This window comes from Xanthomonas axonopodis pv. maculifoliigardeniae (assembly GCF_041519315.1).
GTDB classification, from domain to species: Bacteria; Pseudomonadota; Gammaproteobacteria; order Xanthomonadales; family Xanthomonadaceae; genus Xanthomonas; species Xanthomonas euvesicatoria.
Window position 1 is genome coordinate 2149743 of sequence record NZ_CP167998.1, and the last position, 21105, is coordinate 2170847.

Annotated in this window: 15 protein-coding genes and 3 pseudogenes; 11 read left to right on the forward strand and 7 right to left on the reverse strand. The window is 61.4% G+C overall.

The window, feature by feature from the left end; genetic code table 11:
* Positions 1 to 77 precede the first annotated feature (77 nt).
* Genes ACDH77_RS09405 through ACDH77_RS09420 form a run of 4 tightly spaced genes read right to left on the reverse strand, consistent with a single transcriptional unit; the run spans position 78 to position 3773 of the window.
* On the reverse strand, positions 78 to 1271 hold the full coding sequence (locus ACDH77_RS09405; RefSeq protein WP_372353844.1) for a chemotaxis protein CheW: 1194 nt from the start codon (positions 1269 to 1271) through the stop codon (positions 78 to 80).
* Positions 1268 to 2050, reverse strand: a complete 783-nt coding sequence (locus ACDH77_RS09410; protein WP_003489696.1) for a ParA family protein — start codon at positions 2048 to 2050, stop codon at positions 1268 to 1270. Before ACDH77_RS09410 ends, ACDH77_RS09405 begins: the two co-directional genes overlap by 4 nt.
* A 1-nt stretch (position 2051) precedes the next feature.
* On the reverse strand, positions 2052 to 3026 hold the full coding sequence (motD, locus tag ACDH77_RS09415) for a flagellar motor protein MotD (RefSeq protein ID WP_011347247.1): 975 nt from the start codon (positions 3024 to 3026) through the stop codon (positions 2052 to 2054).
* Positions 3027 to 3032: 6 nt separating this feature from the next.
* Complete coding sequence (locus tag ACDH77_RS09420; protein WP_008576379.1) at positions 3033 to 3773, reverse strand: flagellar motor protein; 741 nt, start codon at positions 3771 to 3773, stop codon at positions 3033 to 3035.
* 811 nt (positions 3774 to 4584) lie between these two features.
* On the opposite strand from ACDH77_RS09420, the gene ACDH77_RS09425 reads away from it, so the two are divergent.
* The 11 genes and pseudogenes from ACDH77_RS09425 to ACDH77_RS09475 form a co-directional block, all read left to right on the forward strand.
* Positions 4585 to 7740: a TonB-dependent receptor gene (locus tag ACDH77_RS09425; protein ID WP_372353845.1), complete on the forward strand. Its 3156-nt coding sequence runs from the start codon at positions 4585 to 4587 to the stop codon at positions 7738 to 7740.
* 343 nt (positions 7741 to 8083) lie between these two features.
* On the forward strand, positions 8084 to 8515 hold the full coding sequence (locus ACDH77_RS09430) for a hypothetical protein (protein ID WP_075241231.1): 432 nt from the start codon (positions 8084 to 8086) through the stop codon (positions 8513 to 8515).
* Complete coding sequence (locus ACDH77_RS09435; RefSeq protein WP_372353846.1) at positions 8512 to 10473, forward strand: Z1 domain-containing protein; 1962 nt, start codon at positions 8512 to 8514, stop codon at positions 10471 to 10473. The genes ACDH77_RS09430 and ACDH77_RS09435 overlap by 4 nt, the downstream gene beginning before the upstream one ends.
* 12 nt (positions 10474 to 10485) lie before the next feature.
* Positions 10486 to 12318 (forward strand): AAA family ATPase, encoded by a 1833-nt coding sequence (locus tag ACDH77_RS09440; RefSeq protein ID WP_372353847.1) that lies wholly within the window; start codon positions 10486 to 10488, stop codon positions 12316 to 12318.
* A gap of 52 nt (positions 12319 to 12370) precedes the next feature.
* Positions 12371 to 13423 (forward strand): DNA cytosine methyltransferase, encoded by a 1053-nt coding sequence (locus tag ACDH77_RS09445; RefSeq protein WP_372353848.1) that lies wholly within the window; start codon positions 12371 to 12373, stop codon positions 13421 to 13423.
* Positions 13424 to 14108: 685 nt separating this feature from the next.
* A complete protein-coding gene (locus tag ACDH77_RS09450; RefSeq protein ID WP_372353849.1) occupies positions 14109 to 14525 on the forward strand; it encodes a SymE family type I addiction module toxin in 417 nt (138 codons plus the stop codon).
* A gap of 86 nt (positions 14526 to 14611) precedes the next feature.
* Positions 14612 to 15229 carry a hypothetical protein gene (locus ACDH77_RS09455; RefSeq protein WP_372353850.1) on the forward strand — a complete coding sequence of 206 codons (618 nt, stop codon included), beginning with the start codon at positions 14612 to 14614 and terminating at the stop codon, positions 15227 to 15229.
* An 84-nt stretch (positions 15230 to 15313) separates the two neighbouring features.
* Positions 15314 to 15550: pseudogene (locus ACDH77_RS09460) on the forward strand (transposase); the annotation flags it as partial.
* Between the two features lie 44 nt (positions 15551 to 15594).
* Positions 15595 to 16083, forward strand: coding sequence for a hypothetical protein (locus ACDH77_RS09465; RefSeq protein WP_228729055.1), 489 nt, complete (start codon positions 15595 to 15597; stop codon positions 16081 to 16083).
* A gap of 21 nt (positions 16084 to 16104) precedes the next feature.
* Positions 16105 to 17154, forward strand: a pseudogene (locus ACDH77_RS09470) (glycoside hydrolase family protein); the annotation flags it as partial.
* Between the two features lie 378 nt (positions 17155 to 17532).
* A pseudogene (locus ACDH77_RS09475) lies at positions 17533 to 17925 on the forward strand (XVIPCD domain-containing protein); the annotation flags it as partial.
* 485 nt (positions 17926 to 18410) lie between these two features.
* Here the strand turns inward: ACDH77_RS09475 and ACDH77_RS09480 are convergent.
* From ACDH77_RS09480 to cheY, 3 genes are read right to left on the reverse strand one after another with little or no spacing between them, the layout of a single operon-like run.
* Entirely contained in the window at positions 18411 to 20069 is a 1659-nt protein-coding gene (locus tag ACDH77_RS09480; protein ID WP_029819341.1) for a chemotaxis protein CheA, read from the reverse strand.
* Between the two features lie 2 nt (positions 20070 to 20071).
* Positions 20072 to 20698 carry a protein phosphatase CheZ gene (locus ACDH77_RS09485; RefSeq protein WP_005918195.1) on the reverse strand — a complete coding sequence of 209 codons (627 nt, stop codon included), beginning with the start codon at positions 20696 to 20698 and terminating at the stop codon, positions 20072 to 20074.
* On the reverse strand, positions 20698 to 21090 hold the full coding sequence (cheY, locus tag ACDH77_RS09490) for a chemotaxis response regulator CheY (protein WP_002813536.1): 393 nt from the start codon (positions 21088 to 21090) through the stop codon (positions 20698 to 20700). The genes ACDH77_RS09485 and cheY overlap by 1 nt, the downstream gene beginning before the upstream one ends.
* Positions 21091 to 21105 lie beyond the last annotated feature (15 nt).

Consider the following 21105-nt stretch of genomic DNA (forward strand, 5'->3'; position numbering starts at 1 on the left):
GCGTACTAACGGCGGGGGGCGGAAAAGCTTTAACGGTGAATCGTTGTGCGTGCAGGTGCGAGCAAGCTAGGCGCGCATCAATGCAGCAGATGGGTGGCATCGAGCAGGATCATCGGCTGATGGCCCAGACGTGCGACACCGCGGAACAGGTTGTTGTAGATGCGGCACAGCCGGGCGTTGTCCGGCGGCTCGATCTGCTGATCGGTGAGGCTGGTGACGTCTTCCACGGCCGACACGCGCAGGCCCATGGTTTCGCCGTTTTCTTCCAGCACCACCACGCGGGTCTGCAGGTCCATGTCCACCGGCGAAGAGCCAAGGTGGATGCCCAGATCGATCACCGGGACCACCTGGCCCCGCAGGTTCATGATGCCCAGCATGGCGCTGGGCGTGCCGCGCAGCGGCAGCAGCGGCACCGGCAGCACCACTTCCTGCACCTTGAGCAATTCCAGCGCATAGGTCTGCTCGCCGCAGCGCAGACGCAGCCAGCGGGTGCTGCGTTCGCTGGCGCGGCGTTCGGCGTGAATCTTGTCGGCCTGGCCGGGTGCCAGCAGTGCCTGCAGCCCGGTCGGTGCCGGCGCGCGTGCCGGCGCCGGTGCCGCACGGGGGGCCGGGGCGGGCGCCGGTGCCGGGGCGGGTGCAGGCACCGCGACCGGTGCGGCCTCCAGCCCGAAGGCCGGGTCGGCATCCATTTCTGCCAGCAGATCGGCGGTGATCAGGTCCACTGCAGTGGGCGCGGTTCCGAACGCCGGATCGGCATCCATTTCGGCCAGGAAGTCGGCGGCGATGTCGGCGGCGCTGGGCGCGGCCTTGGCCGGCGGGGCGAATGCCGGGTCGGCGTCCATTTCGGCCAGGAAGTCGGCGGCGATGTCGGCGGCGCTGGGCGCGGCGTTGGCCGGCGGAGCGAATGCCGGGTCGGCATCCATTTCGGCCAGGAAGTCGGCAGCGATGTCGGCGGCGCTGGGCGCGGCCTTGACCGGCGGTGCGAACGCCGGGTCGGCGTCCATTTCTGCCAGGAAATCGGCGGCGATCGCATCGGCGCTGCGCGCTGCGGCAATCGCGTTGGAGGTGGCAGCTTCGGAGAAAGTGGCGGCTTCGGGAAGTGCGGCCGTCTCGACCGGCGGCTCGGCCAGCGCAAGATGTGCATGCGCAAGTGCCGGCGTTTCGACCGTGGCTGCGGTGGCCGCAGGCGGGGCGAGGATCTCCACGCCCGCATCGTGCAGCAGGCCTTCCAGATAATCGTCCAATTCACCGTTGGCGGTGGGGTTGCTCATGCGGCTTGCTCCATACGCATCGCGTCATCGGCCAGCACCCATTCCAGCGCGCGGCGATACGCGGACAGGCCGCGGCCCTGATAGTCGCCGCCAACGGCGGGTACGGTCAGGGCGGCGGCGTTGCAGATTCGGGTGTCCACCGGCACCGCGTCTTCCCAGACGACCGGGCCGTAGGTGGCCTGCATTTCCTTCAGCGTTTCGGTGCCGGCGCGGGTGCGGCGGTCGAACAGCGTAGGCAGGATCGACACCGGCAGTTCGCGGCGACGCGAGCGCTGCACCATGTCGGCGGTGCGCACCATGCTGGCCAGGCCATGCAGGGCAAGCGGCTCGGCCTGGGTCGGCACCACCACGCGGTCGCAGGCGGCCAGTGCGTTGATCATCAGCAGGCCCAGGGTTGGCGGGCAGTCCAGCAGGATGTAGTCGTGCTGGCCGGCATGCCGGGTCATGGCGTTCTGCAGCGCCAGCCCCAGGCCGGGCTGGTTGGCGCTGCGGCGTTCCAGCGTGGCCAATGCGGCTTGCGCGCACACATACGACAGGCCCGGAATGCTGCTTTCATGCGCCAGGCTGGCCAGGTCGCTTGGCGGAGTGCCGAACAGGTCCAGCACCCCGCGCGGCGGCGGGTCGATCGCCACGCCGAAGGCGCGGGTGAGCGAGGAGTGCGGATCGAGGTCGATCAACAAGACGCGGTGGCCGAGCGCGGCCAGGCCGCGACCCAATGCCAGCGTCGTGGTGGTCTTGCCGACGCCGCCCTTTTGGTTGGCGATTGCCCAGATACGCATGTCACTGCACTCCTTGAATTACGGCGGGGACGGAACTTGTGCCGCTTTCGGTGGTGACGGCCGTTTGGCCGCCGTCAGACTTGGGAAGCTTGGGCGCCCCGGCGGCGGTCGCATTTAATTGCGATGGCGGATCGGGTGCGAGTGAGCCAGCCGAGTCAGCGAGGATGATCAACACCACACGCCGGTTCGCATTCCGTCCCGCCTCAGTGCTGTTATCGGCACGTGCGCGGAATTCTCCATAGCCCACCATCGCCAATCGTTGCGGGGCGATGCCGTCGTCGGCGAACAGGTGCACCACGCTTGCCGCACGCGCCGCAGACAGCTCCCAGTTGGAGGGGAATTGCGCCGTGGCGATGGGCTGGTTATCGGTATAGCCCTCCACGCGCACGCCATTGGGCGCATCGCGCAGCACCGAGGCCAGCGTGGACAACGTCCCGCGGGCGCCGCCGGCCAGGGTGGCCGAGCCGGTGCCGAACAGGATGTCGCTGTTGATCTCCACCTCGATCCACAGATCGTTGCGGCGGATGGTGATCAGTTGCTTGTCGATCAGCGGGGCCAGCGTCTTGCTCAGCTGTTGCTCCACTGCATCCATCTGCCGCTGTGCGCGCGCCAGTTGCGCCTGGTTGCGCAGCGACACCGGCATGCGCATCTGCGCGGCCATCGACGGCAGCAGGGTGGGGTCGGTCGGGCCATTGGAAGCCGCCATCGGCGCGCCGGCCTTGATCACGGATGGGCGGTCGTAATCGGCGCCCAGGGTCTGGGTCTTGCCCAGCTGCACCGGGCTGGCCTTGTTCGACGAGCCACCAAAGGCGCTGGTCAGCGCTTGCGCCATGACCTTGTATTTGCCTTCGTTGAGCGAAGAGATGGCGTACATCACCACGAAGAACGCCAGCAGCAGCGTCATCAGATCGGCATACGGAATCGCCCACGCTTCGTGGTTGCCATGTTCTTCGTGGTGTTTGCGACGACGGGCCATAACGCGCTAATGCAAGTAGCCTGCCAATTTCGACTCGATGTTGCGCGGGTTCTCGCCCTGGGCGATGGCGATCAGGCCTTCGATCGCCATTTCGCGCTCATTGGTGCTGCAATGGATCACGCTCTTGAGCTTGGCGGCGACCGGCAGGAACAGTAGGTTGGCCGAGGCGATGCCGTAGATGGTGGCGGTGAAGGCTGCGGCGATGCCATGCCCGAGCATGGCCGGGTCGGCCAGGTTCTTCATCACCGCCATCAGGCCCAGTACCGCGCCGATGATGCCCAGGGTGGGCGCATAGATGCCCATGCCCTCGAATACCTTGGCCGCGGCAAGATCCTGACGCTCCTGGTTGTCCACTTCGATTTCCAGCATGTGGCGCATGGATTCGGGCTCCACGCCATCAACCAGCATCTGCAGGCCTTTGCGCAGAAAGGCATCGTCCTGACGCGGCAACTGGTCTTCCAGGCCCAGCAGGCCCTGGCGACGGGCGATGTTGCTCCACTCGACGATACGCGCCACCAACTGCGGGCGATCGCTGGCCGGCGGCTGGATCACCCAGCGCAGGATCTTGAACGCGCGCCGGAAAACCGCCGGCGAGGTATGCAGCAGGATCGCCGCCACCGTGCCGACGATGACGATCACGAAGGCAGCCGGCGACCACAGCGACGAAATGCCGGCACCTTTCAACACGCTGCCGCCCACGATCGCCACGATCGCCAGCACCAGTCCGATTACGCTGAGTCTGTCCATGCATGCGGTATCGGCCCAGGCCCGGCGGACTTGATAGATGCGCCCGGTTGGCGCGCCAGAAAGTTGTCGTTCCGGGGGATGGGTCTGCGAATTGCCGACGTCGTTGCGGGCAATCGCGCGGGCGGGGACCGGTTCCCCGGTCGTAGAAGGTTGCGATGAACTCAGTGATGCCTCAGGTCAGCCCATGCGTTACCGAGGCGGGCACAGGAAGACACGGCCGACGCGGCACTAAAGCCCCTCTCCCGCCGGGAGAGGGGTTGGGGTGAGGGTACGTCCAGGCGCAGCTTTCGGTCCCAGGCTTCGGTGAGGGGCGCGAGCGCGGCCGGGAACCGTCTCTTCGACTCTGCAACATTCTTGATAACTCGCCATCACCGCACATCCCCTGTAATGGCGATAGCCGGCAAGCGACGTGCTGCGGCCATGGGCAAGAGGTGCCGACACGGAGGTCGACCCTGCTTCTTGCTGAGCTCGGTGGGTGATGGAACGCGCGCAGGCGCCTCGGTAAGCCGCTTGCGCCTGGTTGCGGGCGAGGGCGCTTTGCGGGCCGCGATCAAGCGGTTGCTGCAGCAGGCAGGCTGTAGCGTGTCGCCTGCAAGCGTGGGCGAGCCCGGCCGCAATCGTGGCGCTTGCAACGCCGCCGGCCTGCTGCGCGGCAGAATGCGTTGGCGCATGGGCTGTGCTACTTAGGTTTGCACGCATTAGAACGATCTAATCGCATCCGCGCAGAAAAGGGGAGAGGACCAGTAAAACCGGGCGCCGCAACGGTGCCGGATGTTTTTGCGTTACTTCGCGCGGCGTTCTTGTCCGGTCGTTGGATCGATACAAAGCCGCCGAGGCCGATCACCATTGGGAGAGCACGACCGAAATGAACTGCACGCCATTCGCACGCAACCGCAGCACGCTGTACGCCGGTATCGCCATCGCCTTGTTCGCGAGCGCCGCCTCCACCACTGTCTCCGCCCAGCAGGCCGACGGCACGCCGGCGCCCACGGGCCAGGCCGCGATGCAGGCCACGGACCTGGACGCAGTGACGGTGACCGGCTACCGCTACGCGATCGAAAAAAGTCTGGAGCAAAAGCGCAACGCCAACGCCGTGGTCGATGTCATCACCGCCGAGGACGTGGGCAAGTTCCCTGACAAGAACGTGGCCGATGCGCTGCAGCGCGTGCCCGGCGTGGTCATCAGCCGCGACGGTGGCGAGGGCAAGAACGTCAGCGTGCGCGGCCTGTCCTCGGAGCTGGTGCTGACCGAATTGAACGGCAACTACATCGCCACCGCCGAGTCCAACGGCGACCCTACGCGCTCGTTCAACTACACGCTGCTGCCGTCGAACCTGCTGGGCAGCGCGGAGCTGTACAAGACCCCGGAAGCGCGCATCGACGAAGGCGGCATCGGCGGCACGGTGATCCTGCAGACCCGGCGCCCGCTGGAACTGGAACCCCATTCCGGCTTCGTCTCCGCCGAGGGCACCTGGTCCGATACCAGCAGGAAGACCGATGGCCAGTTCTCGGGCTCCTACTCCTGGCACGACAAGGACAACCGCTTCGGTGTCTTCGTTGGCTACACGCAGCAAAAGCGCACCGCTCGCACGCTCGATGCCAGTACCGAGAGCTGGCAGTGGTACGGCCGCGACGAAGGCGGCCCGGCGGTCGACGTCAACGGAAATCGGTCGGACTTCAACGCCAACTGGTGGGGCGGCACCGGCTTCTGGGACCAGAACAGCAACTATTACACCGGTTTCATGATGCCGACCGCGGTCAGCCTGAACGCCAAGCAGGAGGACCGCGAGCGCAAGGGCGGGCAACTGACCTTGCAGTTCAAGCCGACCGACGACCTGACCCTGACCGCGAACTACTTCCGCTTCGACCTGTCGCAGGACTCGCAGACCAATACCATCAAGATTCCCGAGTGGAACATTGCCCGCTATTACGGTGACGGCAACTGGCGCGGCGGCCGCCTGCTCGACCGGCTGCAGTTCGATCCCAGCGGCACCATCGTCACTGGCGCCGCCTACAGCCTGCGCCCGGGCAAGACCTACTATTGCAGCGAGGCGCAGGCCGCCGCGGCCGGCCTGCCGCCGGGCGGCTGGGGCTCGGATGACTGCACGGTGCCGACGCCGCAGATCACCGGCAGCTACAACATCGAGAAATCGCAGTCGCAGACGGTGGACCTGGGCGGCGAATGGCGTGGCGAGCAGGTGGACGTGGCGTTCAAGGCCGGTCGCACCTGGGCCAAGGGCGGGCCGGAGCTGCAGTTCTCCCTGCCGATCAAGCCGCGCCTGCAGAATGCCGACGGCAGCTGGACCAATGGCAACTTCGCCAGCGCCTGGGACCTGACCGGCACACCGTCCATGACCTTCTCGCCGGAGCTGATGCAGAACCTGCGCGACGGCATCCTGCAGGTCGATCTGGGCTCGACCGGCTCGTCCTGGACCCGCAACACCAATCAGCAGCAGTATGCGCAGATCGATACCACCTGGCATTTCGATGGCGAGGTCTTCGACTCGCTGCAGTTCGGCCTCAAGCGTCGCGACGGCGGCATCCACCGCAGTACCGGCAACAACTACTGGGTGTGCCCGGGCACCGACCCGGGCGACTACGACAACCGCTACTGGAACGGGCGCTGCAATGCCATCGCCACCCAGTTCTCGCCGGGCCTGCTGTTCGCGCAGGACAACCTGGCCGGTGGCGTCAACGCCAGCGCGTTCCCGGCGATCAACTTCCCGGGCTACATCGGCTACTTGAACCAGACCTACGGCGCGATGCAGACCCGCAACGAAGACAACTTCGTCTACAACGTCGACGAAGAGATCTATTCGACCTACCTGCAACTCAACTTCCACACCGAGCGGCTGCGTGGCAACGTCGGCGTGCGGGTGGCGCGTACCGGCCAGCGTGCCGCTTCCACCGACAAGGTGACTGCCTACAACGACTACTTCTTCGATGGTGCCGACGGCAATCCGCTGGCCTGCCAGCAGGGCGCCGCCACGCCCGGCGGCGCGCCGGCCGACACGTATTGCGGCACCGAAGGCTATTGGCGCTTGGCCGACAGCGTGCAACGCACCGAGTCGTTCGTGGTCAGCGGGCTGGACCGCAACTACACCGACGTGCTGCCGAGTTTCAACCTGGCCTACGACCTGACCGAGAACCTGTTGCTGCGCGCGGCAGCCGCGAAGGTGATCGCACGTCCCAGCTACAACGACATCGCCGCGCCTGGCAGCCTGGAGTTCTACAGTCCCGAGTACGTGGCCGACCGGCGCCTGACCGGCGGTGCCAGCGAGCAGGGCTGGTACGGCTCGGGCAGCAACAAGAACCTGGAGCCGTACAAGGCCAACCAGTTCGACCTGGGGCTGGAATGGTATTTCCACCCGGGTTCGGTGGCGGGTGTGGGACTGTTCCGCAAGAACGTGGAGAACTTTGCGGTCGACGTCATCAGCGACGTGAACATGATGGTCGACGGGCAACAGGTCACCGTGCAGAACTACAGCACCCAGGCCGGCGGCCAGGACGCGGTCTCGCAGGGTGTGGAGCTCTACGCGCAGCACACGCTGCCGTTCGGCCTCGGCGTGCAGTTCAACTACACCTATAACGATGCCAGCAAGGCGGCGGTGCGGCTGGAGGACGGCACCGAGGCCGGCAAGACCTCCATGCCGGGCAGCGCCAGGAACCAGACCAACCTCACCGTGTTCTACGAGATCGACAGCCTGCTGCTGCGCGCCTCGTACAACCGTCGCGGCGAGCTGGTGCAGGGCCTGGTCAACGGATTGAACGTCTTTGAGGAGCCGTACTACCAGATCGATCTGAACGCGGCGTACAACATCACCCCGGCGCTCAGCCTCACCGCCTCGGTGCTGAACCTGACCAAGCAGGAGTCCCGCTCGCACCTGGGCGAGGACACCCGCGCCCGCTTCTATACCGGCGGCTACGCAGGCCGGCTGGCGTATCTGGGGCTGACCTACAAGTTCTAGATCCCAGCGTGTCGTGCCCATGCCTGCCGCGTGGCGGACGGTATGGGCGCGATGGTTCGGTGACGGCCGGGCTGTAGTGGAAGTGAACCTGGAACCGTTATTTCAAAGAACTGAACCTGGAACCGATATTTCCGGCTCCCCACTTTGGCGCAGGCTTCGCCGTTGACGCTTGACCACCTTGGGCACTATATTTCTGTGCAACAAGACGTTCCTTGTGCCACTTCCAAGGGCTCAATGGGACGAAGGGAGGGTGAGTTATCGAGCGGCTTGATGCTGCTGGCTTGTGCCCTATCGCCTGAGCTGCCGTTTTACGCAGTTCGCTTATCCGCTTCGAGCGGCGCGTATGGGAATCCAGAAGCAAGAGTTCTACGAAGGCGCGGCACTGCACCAGCTGATCCGCGGATCAAGCAGGCTGATAAGTATTCAGCATTCACCACCGCTCTTTGTGTTTGGCAGCGATCTCCAGATCTACCTGAAATACTCCACGGCAAAGCGCAGCCCTTGGGCATTCACCTTCATGCCAGAGGAGCAGGTTGTGCTGCGCCAAAGTGCGCAGAAGATGCCTTTAGTCATCGGGCTGATCTGCGGCGCTGATGGGGTGGCGGCGCTTCCTTACGAAGCCTATGTGTGTGTGGCGCAAATGAAGAGCGTGGCGCTGCGCGTTTCATGCAAGCGTAGTCACCGCAAGCATTTTGAGATCGGGGGCCCTGACGGCATTTTGCCGAACAAAGTGGCTCCTTCCGACTGGGTTCGACTTCTCGAGGGGGCGCGATGAGCATACGGGGTGGTCACACCGAAGAAATTTTGAATCTGCTTCGGCAGCAGGTGGGTAGCGCTGAAGAGGTGAACGACATTGCCGCCACTGCTCGCGAAGTGATGGGGAAATGGGTCAAGCCCCTCAGCGGGGGGAGCGAGCAGACGAACGGGCTGATATACGGGCTAGTGCAAAGCGGTAAGACCGGCGTGCTTACCGTTACTGGCGCAATGGGAGCCGACGAAGGCTATAGAACGCTTATTGTCCTCACGTCAGATATCGACCCTTTGTATGAACAAACCAGGGGCCGTATTCAAGAGGCTTTCCCAGGAATGGACATCCTAGGCAAGGTAGATCTGAAGGACCCAGCAACCTTCCTGCAACGACTCAAGCGCAGTACATGTGCCATCGTGGTCACTAAGAACGGCAGCATTCTCCGGAATCTCATCGAGAATTTGAAGGGCGGCAGTGTCCGCGGCTTGGCTTGTCTCATCATCGACGATGAGGCCGATCAAGCAAGCCTCAATACCAGGGCGCGCAAGAACGACGGGTCGCAAAGCAAGATCAACCATCAGATCGAAGAGCTAAGAAGTTTCTTCCATAGGAACACCTATTTGCAGGTTACCGCGACGCCGGGTGCATTGTTTTTGCAGCAGGGTGAGCATGCTTTTAGGCCGAAGTTCACCGCTCTCAGCCATCCAGGGAAGGACTATGTTGGCGGGGAAGACTTCTTCGCTCGTGGAGTCAAGGATCTAGTCCGTGAATTTCCTCTGACAGACCTGATGACACTCTCCGCCGGAATGCAGCCAACGCCAGGTACGCAAATTCCGGCATCTCTCTTGGCTGCGCTCGACGCGTTCATGATTGGAGCCACCTACAAGCGTGAAGAGCAGCCAGATCAGAAATGCGCATTCCTATGCCACGTCAGCACACGAACCGATGATCATAAGCACATTGTTGAGCTATTGAGGAAGTACAAAGATGACCTCGGTACAGGCCTTAAAAGTCGCGGCTCAAAACTCATTTCTCGCCTTCGCGCTGCGTTTGATGACCTAGCTCGCACGCACGACGGCTTGGCCAAATTTGATTTCAATCGACTGCTTAGCAGAATCGAATTTCTCTCTGCTGGCATCTATGTCAAACTTGTAAATGGTGAGACTGACGAGGACGTAGCTCTACACGCACCCTACAATTTATTTGTCGGGGGAAACAAGCTTGGTCGAGGGGTGACCATCAAAAACCTGCTGGTCAGCTATTACGGGCGTCATCCTAAAACGCCACAGGCGGACACGGTTCTCCAGCACGCTCGCATGTATGGATATCGGCGCAAGGATATTGGTCTGCTTAGGCTTTGGCTTCCTCCAGAACTTCATGCCGTCTTTAGTGCCATCAACGAGATGGAGCGCAGCCTTAGGAAGCTGATCGCTGGCAGTCCTGACGAAGAGTTCCGTGGCGTGTACCTCAAAAACACCCTTCAGGCTACTAGACGTACCGTTCTCGTGCCCGGTGCGATAGGCGTGTACACAGGTGGTGGAACGTATAACCCAGCACAAGTTCTCCGAGACGATTCCTCAGCAAAGAACGCTTTGAAGCTGGATAAATTGTTGTCCAACATTGGCGACAAGGAGTTTGTGGAGTTTTCCATCGAAAATCTTCAGGAGCTGGTCAAGCTGACGTCGCCAGACCCCTCGCAGTCTGAGCATGTATGGGATCCAATTGCAGTCGCGGAGGGGCTCAGACAGTGTGCAGATATCCTCGAGCAGGAGTCCGGATATGTGTATGTTGACCGAGACCGCGATTTGAAAGAACGGCGTCGCGAGACCCAGGGCGTGCTTTCCGGCGGCGAGTCGGGCAAGGTCCCGAGTGGGCGAATCACTATCTTCATGATACGGACAAAAGAATTCGGTGATCACCACGCAGCCTGGTGGCCGCAGATTCGATTTCCCGCCGGTCGCTACGCGCTAGCGTTTGCCATTTGAGGTCGCTAGCCAATGACGCTAAAACTGACTGAAGAGATCGCGGGCCTTGAGCAGAATCGCGGTAAATACGACAAGGTTTTTCCGGGATACATCACTCACATACGTTTCCCACGTTTCAAGAACATCGCGGACGGCACGCATATCGACTTCAGCTTTCCCATCACAGCACTGGTAGGGGCAAATGGATCGGGTAAAACTTCGGTTCTAAATGCCCTCTATGGGGCCCCTGCGGGGCAATCCACTGGGCAGTATTGGTTCAGTACGAAGGTTGATCCTATCGAGGAGGGGGAGGGCAGCCCGAGCCGCTTCATCTACGGGCACCGCAATGCGAATTTCAACGCGATCGTCGAGACACGCAAGGCTAGAGTTAGGAAGACTCGGAATGGTTTGCCCGACCCTAACTACTGGGAGCCAACTAAGGAGAGCACCGGCGACGGTATGGTCGAACCCGAGTTGAAGGCCAATAAGGTTTACAGAGGCCGGGCGAAGGATCGATGGAACCCAGTGGCACGCAAGGTTCTGTATATCAACTTCCGCAAGGAACTAAGTGCGTTCGACAAGTACTTCTATTTCGGCAAGGACCCCGTGCCGCATGCCCCCCCAAAAAAGGGGGGTAAGGTGTCGCCGCTGCGGATCTCAAGCAAGATGGATCAGGTGCGGCACGATGCAGAGTTACTCGCCCGGGTGATCGAGTCTGGAAACACTTCCTATACGCATCGCGGGCACAAGGTGGCCACCGAGAACCGTCTTCTGGGCAAGGGCGAACTAGCGATGGTTAGCTTTGTCCTGGGCAGAGAGTACGAAGAAGCTAGATGGATTCGTCATCGGCTTTTTAAGGGCGATGGCGGTCTGAGTGTCGTTTTCAAAACCAAGCATGGGCGTTACTCTGAGGCGTTCGCAGGCAGCGGGGAAGTAGCGGTCACTAGCTGTGTAGTGCAGGTTCTAGAGGCAAAGCCGGGGACCCTTGTATTGCTGGACGAACCTGAAGTCTCGCTGCACCCGGGCGCACAAGAACGGCTGTTGGCGTTTCTCGCAAAAACGGTTCGCACACGCCAGCTTCAAGTCGTTTTTTCTACCCATTCGCCGCATCTGGTAACTGCGCTGCCGGGTGACGCTATCAAGGCCTTTCATCAGCTAGATGACGGTCGCTTCGTCGTCTTGGCTTCAACTCATCCATATGCTGCGTTTCGTCGGCTTGGGGCAGTTGGGGGCGGTGAGGTGCGAATCATCGTTGAGGATAAGCTGGCAAAGGCGGTAGTTCAGCAGGCCCTGTTGACCTTCGCTGACCAAGCCAAAGCAGCGGTGTTTAAAGTCGAATACCTGAGCGGCGGTGCGGAAGCGATCTTGAAGTATCAGGTTCCAGTGCTTATGGCCGCTCCTGGACACACGTTGGTACTGCTGGATGGTGACAAGAAAAGACTGGACCAGTACGTGAATCCAGACACCATTCCTGTTGCGGAAGATGGCACGCTTGGGGAAAGAATTTCGGAGGCCGTTGGCTTCGAACCAGTATTCACGGTAGATGGAGGTGCGGGCGGTGGGGATGCTGCTCAGCGCTCTGCTGCACAGCGAAGATACCTTTCTTGGCTAAGGGGGAATGTGCGTTTCATCCCAACGTTGTGTCCAGAAGAATTAGTGCTCATAGCAGCGGGAGAAGCTGATCCTGCCGCAACTACTGCGCAGCACCATAAGAACCGCCTCCGCGCATTGACGGTAGAGTTGTACGGTCCAGATGCATCCAACGAGCGAACTGATGCACATGGAGAGACGCTGCTTGCGCAGCATAGGCACGTGTCTGCAGAGCTGGCCCTTCTTGCGCAAGAAATCGAAAAGCACCTACCCTAAACCAAACGCCACCATTAGTCCCCGCACTCCCGGCCTGAAGCATCCTGTACGAATGAAAAGTCTTAAGAAAGAAATGAAAAGCGAGCTACAAGCCATCGATCTCTTCAGCGGATGTGGCGGTTTGAGCTTAGGACTAAAGGGCGCGGGCTTCACTGTCGCGGCTGCTGTCGAAATCGATAGCAAGGCGCAGCATACCTATCGACTCAATCATCCGAATGTGCGCCTCTATGCCGAGGACATCCGCAAGCTCGATCCCGCACAGATCCTTCAGGACGCGGGCTTGGAGATTGGGGGGCTCGATCTGTTAGCTGGATGCCCTCCGTGTCAGGGATTTTCCCGTCTTCGCACTAAGAACAAAATGACTTCGGTAAGCGACGAACGGAACGATTTGGTCGAGGACTTTTTTCGGTTCATTGAGGTCATGAGACCTAAAACCGTGATGCTCGAGAACGTGCCGGCCCTCGCAAAAGATCCGCGATTTCTGAGTATGCAGGTCAAGCTGACCGAACTCGGTTATGAAACCGTTGTACACGTGCTGGATGCTGCGGACTATTCAGTACCCCAGCGCCGAAAGCGTCTCATCATGCTTGCGTCGCGGGTCCATATGCCCGCGATAGCAGAGAAGGCGAATAAGCGCGTCACCGTCCGACAGGCACTCAAGGGAATGGCCGAGCCTGGACAAAGAAGGGACAAGCTTCATGGCTTGGGCGAGAACCGGTCTCAGAAAGTGAGAGACCTAATTGCGCTGATACCTAAGGATGGTGGCAGTCGTAGCGACCTGCCGACGAAGTATCAGCTGGACTGCCACAAGCGGACCGATGGCTTTAGCGATGTCTACGGGCGTCTGGCTTGGGACGATGTTTCACCTACCATCACCAGCGGTTGCCACAATCCATCGAAAGGTCGGTTCTTGCATCCAGGTCAGGACAGAACCATCAGCCTGCGAGAGGCAGCAGTCCTTCAGGGTTTCCCGCGCTCTTATAAATTTGATGTTGCTCACGGCAAGGAATCAATTGCGCTCATGATTGGGAACGCACTGCCGCCGCCCTTCATCACGGCCCACGCCGATGCTCTTCGAGCCGGGCTTGTGGGAATAGAGGCGTAGGCGCACGCCGTCTACAATTAGAGTTAACGTCTGCAGACGGTGGCTCTGGACCGTGATGGGGTCAGGTGCACTTATCAGGCGACGGCGCTCGGCTTGCGTGGCCCGTATGGAACTGCGCCAGCGGCGTACACAGCCGCGCGAGACCCGCCAGCGTGTATTGACACGCCAGACCGTGTACTTGCAATCTAGGCCCAAGGAGCGTCGAAACTCCTCTAGTAGCGGTACCCACCTCCGTCAAACCGGTGGGTTTTTTGTGCCTGCATCCTGCAGGTACAAGCCGACGCAATGCCTGCGTCGGGAGGGCGGCTAATACAACACCCGCAAGGGGAATATGCCCGCCGGCTACTAGCGGTTTCGAACCTCCCGACATCCCGTCGCCGTTGGTGGCGGTTCTTGGGTTGTTCCAGGAGGGCGTTGCCATGTCTACAGCACCATCCATGCTGGCATCTGTACCGGTTGATCTGTTGCCAGCTTCCGCTTACCGCCTGCCGTGGGATATGGGCGATGTGCTGCTCAGGCTCGACGCACGCGCAGCTGTTAAGCAGGCGAGCGGCGATGCCGCGCATTCGCTGACTCGACAACTCGTTGTGTTGCCGCGCACCTCGCGTGGCCAGTCCGCACGCAGTGCCGTGGCGTTGCAGCAGTGCGTTGCTGCACCCATCACTGGCCATCATCCGGAGGCGCCATGACGCCTCGTCGCCCACCCACCGCATCTGCCGGCGCACGGCCCACCCGCAACCGTGCACGCCCCACGCCGCCCAAGCGAGTGCAGTGGGTCGTTGTGGAACCCGACCGCACCAAGCTGCCACCGATGCTGCCGCCCGACCCGGACGCCTCCCCGCAAGGCCCCGGCACGCTACGCGCCCCCCGCCGCGCCCGCCGCCCGCGCCAATGCACCGTCAGCTACACCCATTACCCCGGCGCCCACGACCATGCCGGCGACCAGCACGTGCCCCATGTCCGCCTCAGCGGCCTATGGCTGGAACAACTGGGCTTTGCCATCGGCACCAAGCTGCGCATCACCGCAAGCGAAGGGCAGCTGCTGATGGAGGTGTTGCCGCCGGTGGAGGTGCCGGCCAAGGCGCGCAGCGTGCGGCGATGATGCGGCGGCTGCCAGAACTCTTGCGATTGACCTCGGTGCCGGATGCCACTAGCGTCGCAGCCACACCAGCGCACAACGGACGCTTCATGATCGCGCGCCCCCTCTACGCCTTGCTCGCCACCCTCGCTCTGGGCGCATGCGCCCACACGTCGGCCACCCCAGCCCCGGCAACCGTCACGGAGACATCTGCCATGAATTCATCCAGTCCTACCACTGTGCCGCCTAACAAGCCCACTGCGGAAGACTTGCTTGGTCAGCTGCTTGTGTTGATCAAGGGCAGCCAGAACATCTCCGACTTCACTCCCGAGCGCCTGAATTCCACGATGGGGCAGGCGGTTCAGTTCGTGAAAGGCGACGAACGCCGATATCGGGCCTTCGGCCCGCTCAATAAGGATTGGAGTTATGGATTTGGAGTCGATGAAACCAAGCTTGATGGCAGATGGTTTGAATTCCGCTTCGATCGCAATGTGGCCGGTGCATCGCCTGCGATGACCGGAATTTGTCGCCTAGACTTTGATCGTTTTACCCAGCAGCTTGAGCAGATGGGATTTGCGCGTGAGCGCAACATCGTCGAAGACGGGCGCTGGATGAGTGATTTCTTTACGCGCCCAGGAATGCGAGTAGAGGTCTTTCCGCGAGGTGAGGCTGCGGAACCGCAAGAGTTAGTGGCGCACAAATGCGTCGAATGGGTCTACATCCATTAAGTGACCCACCCCCAATAAACCGGGCCAACGTAAAGTAGAGACTTTGCCCCGCGTGGGCTCCCGTGGATTACGAGGAATCAGGCGATGAAGAAATCCCGTTTCACCGAGGAGCAGATTGCGTACGCGCCCAAGCAAGCCGAGCTTGGGATGGCAGTCGAGGAGATCTGCCGCAAGCTGGGTATCGCGGAGGCGATGTTCTCTGTGTGGCGCAAGAAGTACGGCGGGCCCGGCCCGTACGAGCTCAAGCGCCTGCGGTTGCTGGAAGATGAAAAACGAAAGCTCAAGCAGCTGGTGGCCGACCTGAGTCTGGACAAGGCGATGCCCAGGAGGTGGTCAATGATGTTATTCGCACGCAAGGAGTTTTCATGAAAATAAAGTCTGTTGGCTGGGCGGCGCTTGCGCTCTTCTTCATCACAGGATGTACGGTGGTATCCGCGGGCGCAGACATGAGTGCTCCATCCGGCGCCTCGCTTTGTGAGCAGTCCCGTGGTTGGGGAGGCGCAGGTTCGACGCAAGCCATACAAGTCAATCCACAGGTCTCCGAAGATGATAGCGGGCGTTCTTATCGCTTTGATCTTGGCGGTCGAGGCGGGTTGAAGCGCTTGGATGCTAGTTGTGGATGGGGCTCATATGCGGAATGTAGCTTTGAGGCAGTCCAGTTAGATGGAGCAAGTTATCGCTTCTCGGAGATGTCCACGTTTGGCCTCTGGGAGACGAAAGAAGGGTTGTATCTTGTTTACCGTATCGTCGCGCCAAAGGAAAAGGCCGCAGAAGGAAAGCGGAGAGTCGTGAGGGTGGGTAATCCGCCTGCAGAGATCTGCAATCAGATCGGAGATTACTCTAATTTAATGTAGTTTTGGATAAGGAGATCAGGGATGCCTATCAACTATCGCGAGCTTACCCAAGAGCAGTACAACGCGCTCACCGGTGATCTGGTCAAGCTCACTGAAAGCTTGCACGCTCGCTCCCAGGATGTCGGCGATGGTCGGGCCACGATTGGCTATGGCTATACATTCAATCGTTCAAACAATGCTGCAATCTGGGCTGAGTCAGGCATCGACCTCTCGGATGCACAGCGCAGTCAATTGGCAGCGATCGATGCTGCAGCCCCCGGGGACCGCACGAGGCTGGGTCTGCAGTTTGATCGTACGCTCAATGCTGCCGAAGGAGATCGGCTACTAGCTGCATCCATGCCTGAGTACGAGCGGCCGATCAATGCGTTGAACATGCCAATGTCACAAGAGCGCGCGGCGCTTGTGTCTCTGGTTTACAACCGTGGCGCGGGTTCGTATAACGCCAACATGCAGGCATTTCGGGATGCTGTAGTGGCCGGAGATCGCTCCGAGGCTTGGTTTGAGATGCGCTACAACGCCTGGGGAAGCAATGCTGCTGCGGAAGCGGGTCTTCGCAAGCGTCGTGTACTGGAGTCCGAACTCTTTGGCCTTTACAACGATCCAAACAACGTCACAAGCGACGAGGCGCTGTCTACTTACCAGATGTATCAGCAACATCGCGAGCGCATCAATCGTGACGAAGCTCGCTGGGGTGTGGATATTGACGGAAATCCTGGTCAGCGTAACTTGATTGCGGAGGCGAATCGGGACTATGCAACCTTGCTGGAAGGGCGAGGTAATGTGCAAACCCTTGCGCAGTCGTTGGACCCAGCGCGTTTGCGCCTGCTTTCTGACTTGCGTGAGCAGCATCCTGAAATTGCAGATCGCTTGAGCAACGAGGCATTCAACGCGGGCTCGATCCACGTAGATGCGGGGCGAGATTCTACGCGCGTTGCCGTGGATGCCGATCACGCTTCGACAATCGATGCGACCCGCCGGAGGAACGGCGCAGAGGTCAGCAATAACGATCTGCTGCTAGGAGGCGGAGGTAATGACACCCTGATTGGCGGGCAGGGTAACGACGTCCTGATAGGTGGGCCGGGCCATGACATGCTACGTGGTGGGGCTGGTAATGATACCTACGTCGTTGACGATGGGGATGTAGTGCAGGATGCGGACCGCAGTGGGCAGCTGTTTTGGGATGGCCAGCGACTGACTGGAGGCACCCGGCAAGCTGATGATCCAGAGGGAGTGTTTCGTAGTGCAGATGGTCAAACTACTTACCGTATCCAAGGCGCCGATCTATTGATTGGTAACGAACGAGGACAATCGGTAACGGTGCAGAACTTTCAGTCAGGAAGCCTAGGCATCGAACTCAGCCAGGCGCGTGTTCAGCACGAGCGCGGTGCATCGCAGACGGAGCAAGGTGCCGTCCAAATCTCGGAAAGCGGGAGATATCAGCTGGCATCGCTATCCCAAGACCCGCTCCATCGCGAAGCAGAAGAAGCCGTTCGTCGCCTCGAGCAAGGCCTCGGTCGAGAGTACGACGACAACAGCGCCCGCCTTGCGGCAAGCAGTGCATATCTTGCAAAGGAAAACGGGCTGTCGCGAATCGATCATGTCGTACTGAGCGAGAACACAAAATCCGTGCGACAAGGCGAGAACGTCTTTGTGGTGGAAGGCGCGTTGAACGACCCCGCTCACAAGATGGCGCATATGAAGACGAGCGATGCGATTGCGCAGCCTGTCGAGCAATCCTTAGCGCAATTGCAGGCCTTGGGCGAAACGCAGCGCCAACAGCAATCCCAGCAGCAGGAGCAGCAGCGAGAGCAATTGATCGCACCTCAACACCGGATGGTGTGAGGCTTGGTGCAATTTGTCTGGGGGCTATTGCAAGAATCCGCCCCTTTTCACCTTGTAGTAATAGCGGTTATGAATAGCGGTTTCAGGTTCACTTCCAGTGCAACGTGGCCGTCGCTAAACCAACGCGGCCATGCCTGCCACGCGGCGCTATGGGCGCGATGGTTCGGCTCTCGGATCATGTGTGCCACCTGCATGACCTGCTGTTTGAAAGCGATATCGACGGTCCCACGGTTCTTCGTCGTATCCAACGTGTGCTCGTGGCAGAGCATCATCCCCATCGAGGTGTCTTACGAGCATTAGACCAGCACACCAACTTACCGCCGTGTGTAGCGGCGTAGATCGGCAGCGAGGCTGGTAGTGAAAAGACAACGGCCGCAGTACGCGGCCGTTGTCGTTAGATCAGGCAACAAGGATCGTTTTGACGATTCCCGATTCCCGATTCCCGATTCCCGCTTCTCCCAATCCCGAATCCCGAATCCCGAACCTCAATGATCGCTGGAGCGCAATCCATCCACATCCAGGATCAGCGCCATGCGGCCGTCGCCGATCAGGGTGGCGCCGGCGTAGCCGGGCAGGCCGCGCAGGGCGCGAGGGAGTGGTTTGATCACCACTTCCTCGCGGCCGCGGACCTGGTCCACCACCAGGCCGAAGCGGGTTTCGCCGGCCTGCAGCAGCACCACGGTCAGCAGCGGCGGTTGTTCGGCCGGTACGCCCAGCCAGCGGCGCAGGTCGATCAGCGGCAGGGTGTGCGAGCGGCGGTCCAGCACGGCGCGGCCGTCGAACCAGCCCAGCGAGGTCTGCGGTGCATGCAGCACTTCCACCACGCGCGCCAGCGGCAATGCGTAGACCGCTTCGCCGGCCTGCACCAGCAGGGTCGGCAGAATCGCCAGGGTCAACGGCACGCGGATCATGAAGCGGCTGCCGCGGCCCAGTTCGGACTGGATCTGGATCTGCCCGCTGAGTTCGCGGATACGCGACTGCACCACGTCCATGCCCACGCCACGGCCGGAGATGTCGGTGACTTCCACCTTGGTCGAGAAGCCCGGCATGAAGATCAGATGCAAGCACTCGTCGGTGCTCAGGCGCGCGGCGGCTTCGGCGTCGATCAGGCCCTTGTTGCGGGCGATTTCGCGCAGGCGCTCCGGGTCGATGCCGGCGCCGTCGTCCTGGATTTCGATGCTGACGTAGTCGCCTTCCTGCTGCGCCGACAGGCGCACATGGCCGCTGCGCGGTTTGCCGGTGGCTTCGCGCAGGGCAGGCGATTCGATGCCGTGGTCGATTGCGTTGCGCACCAGGTGCACTAACGGGTCGGCGAGGGCTTCGACCAGATTACGATCGAGCTCGGTTTCGGCGCCGATCAGTTCCAGCTCCACTTCCTTGGACAAGGTGCGCGCCACATCGCGGGCCACCTTGGGGAAGCGTGCGAACACCTTGCTCACCGGTTGCATGCGGGTGCGCATGACCGCGGTCTGCAAGCGTGCGGTGGCGATATCCAGGGTGCTGACTGCGCGGTCCAGTTCTTCGTCGCGCAGGCGGGTGCGCAAGGTCTTCAGCCGGTTGCGCGAGAGCACCAGTTCGCCGATCAGGTTGACGATGGCGTCCAGGCGCTTGGTGTCCACGCGCACGGTCTGTTCGGCTTCGGCGCCGGTCTTGGCGGCGCCCTTGCCGGCCGCCTTGGGGGCGGGCGCATGCGCATCGTCGCCGTGTGCGGCGGCAGCCGGCTTGGCCGCGGCCGCCTGCGGCGCGGCCTTGACCGCCGGCGGGGCGCTCTTGGCGTCGAACTGCGCGATCAACGTGGCCGGTGCGTGCGGCACGGCTTCGCCCGAGCCCATGGCATCCAGCATGGCCTGCAGATAATCCAGCGATTGTTGCGCGGCATCGAAGTGATGCGCCTGCAGCACCGCCTGGCCCGAGCGCGCCATGCCTAGGGTTTCTTCAGCGGCGTGGCACAGCTCCACCATGGGCTTGATCGCCAGAAAGCCGGCGCCGCCCTTGAGCGTGTGGAAGCCGCGGAACACCGCGTTGAGCTGGTCGGCTTCTTCTGGCGCCTGTTCCAGCGAGACCAGCTGTTCGCCGAGGCGATCCAGGATTTCCTGGGCCTCGACGATGAAATCGGCAGCAATATCGTCTGGAACAGCACTCATGGTTACAGCCCCAATCCGGACAGCAGGTCGTCGGCATCGTCCTGCGACACCGCGTGACGGTCCAGGCCCTTGACTGCAGGACCGGCAAGACCGCCGTCGTCTTTCTTCGGTTCGATGTTCTTCGGCGGCAGGCCGAGCGCACCGAAGCCTTCATGCACGCGCCGCACGATACCGGCCACGCGCCGGATGATCTGGCCGCTCAGGTCCTGGTAGCTCTGCGCCAGCGACAGCTCGGTGAGGTTGTGGCGCATCTTTTCCAGCAGCGCGCCCTGGTCCTGATTGAGCCCGCCGTTGCGCAGCTGGTTGGCCAGCTCGCGGCATTCTTCGACCAGATCCAGCGTGCGATGGCTGGCCTTTTCGGTCATTTCCACCACGTGGTCCAGGCGCGAACAGGCATCGTCCAGTTCGCCGGCTTCTTCGGGGATGGTGGGCAGCTCGCCCAGCGCCTGGCCGAGTTCGCGGGCGAGCCGGCTCAGGCTCTGCATCATCGGGCGCGTGCGCAGGGCGGCGAGATGATCCACCTCGCGACGCCAGGCGACCTGGTCACCGCTTTCCAGTGCATCGAGTGCGTTCTGCAGGCGCTCGATCAACGCGGCACGTTCGGCATCGGTTTCCATGGTCGCGTTCATCAGGCGGTCGCCGCCAGACGTTCGAACACCTTGCCCAACTTTTCTTCCAGCGTCTGGGCGGTAAACGGCTTGATGATGTAGCCGTTCACGCCGCACTGGGCCGCTTCGATGATCTGCTCGCGCTTGGCTTCGGCGGTCACCATCATCACCGGCAGGTGCTTGAGCTTGGCGTCGGCGCGGATGTTGCGCAGCAGGTCGATGCCGGTCATGCCGGGCATGTTCCAGTCGGTGACCACGAAATCGAACGGGCCGGCACGCAACGCCGCCAGGGCGCTGTTGCCGTCTTCGGCCTCTGCGGTGTTGGTGAAGCCGAGATCGCCCAACAGATTCTTGACGATACGTCGCATCGTCGAGAAGTCGTCCACGATCAGGATCCGCATGTTCTTGTTCACATCAAGCTCCTAACA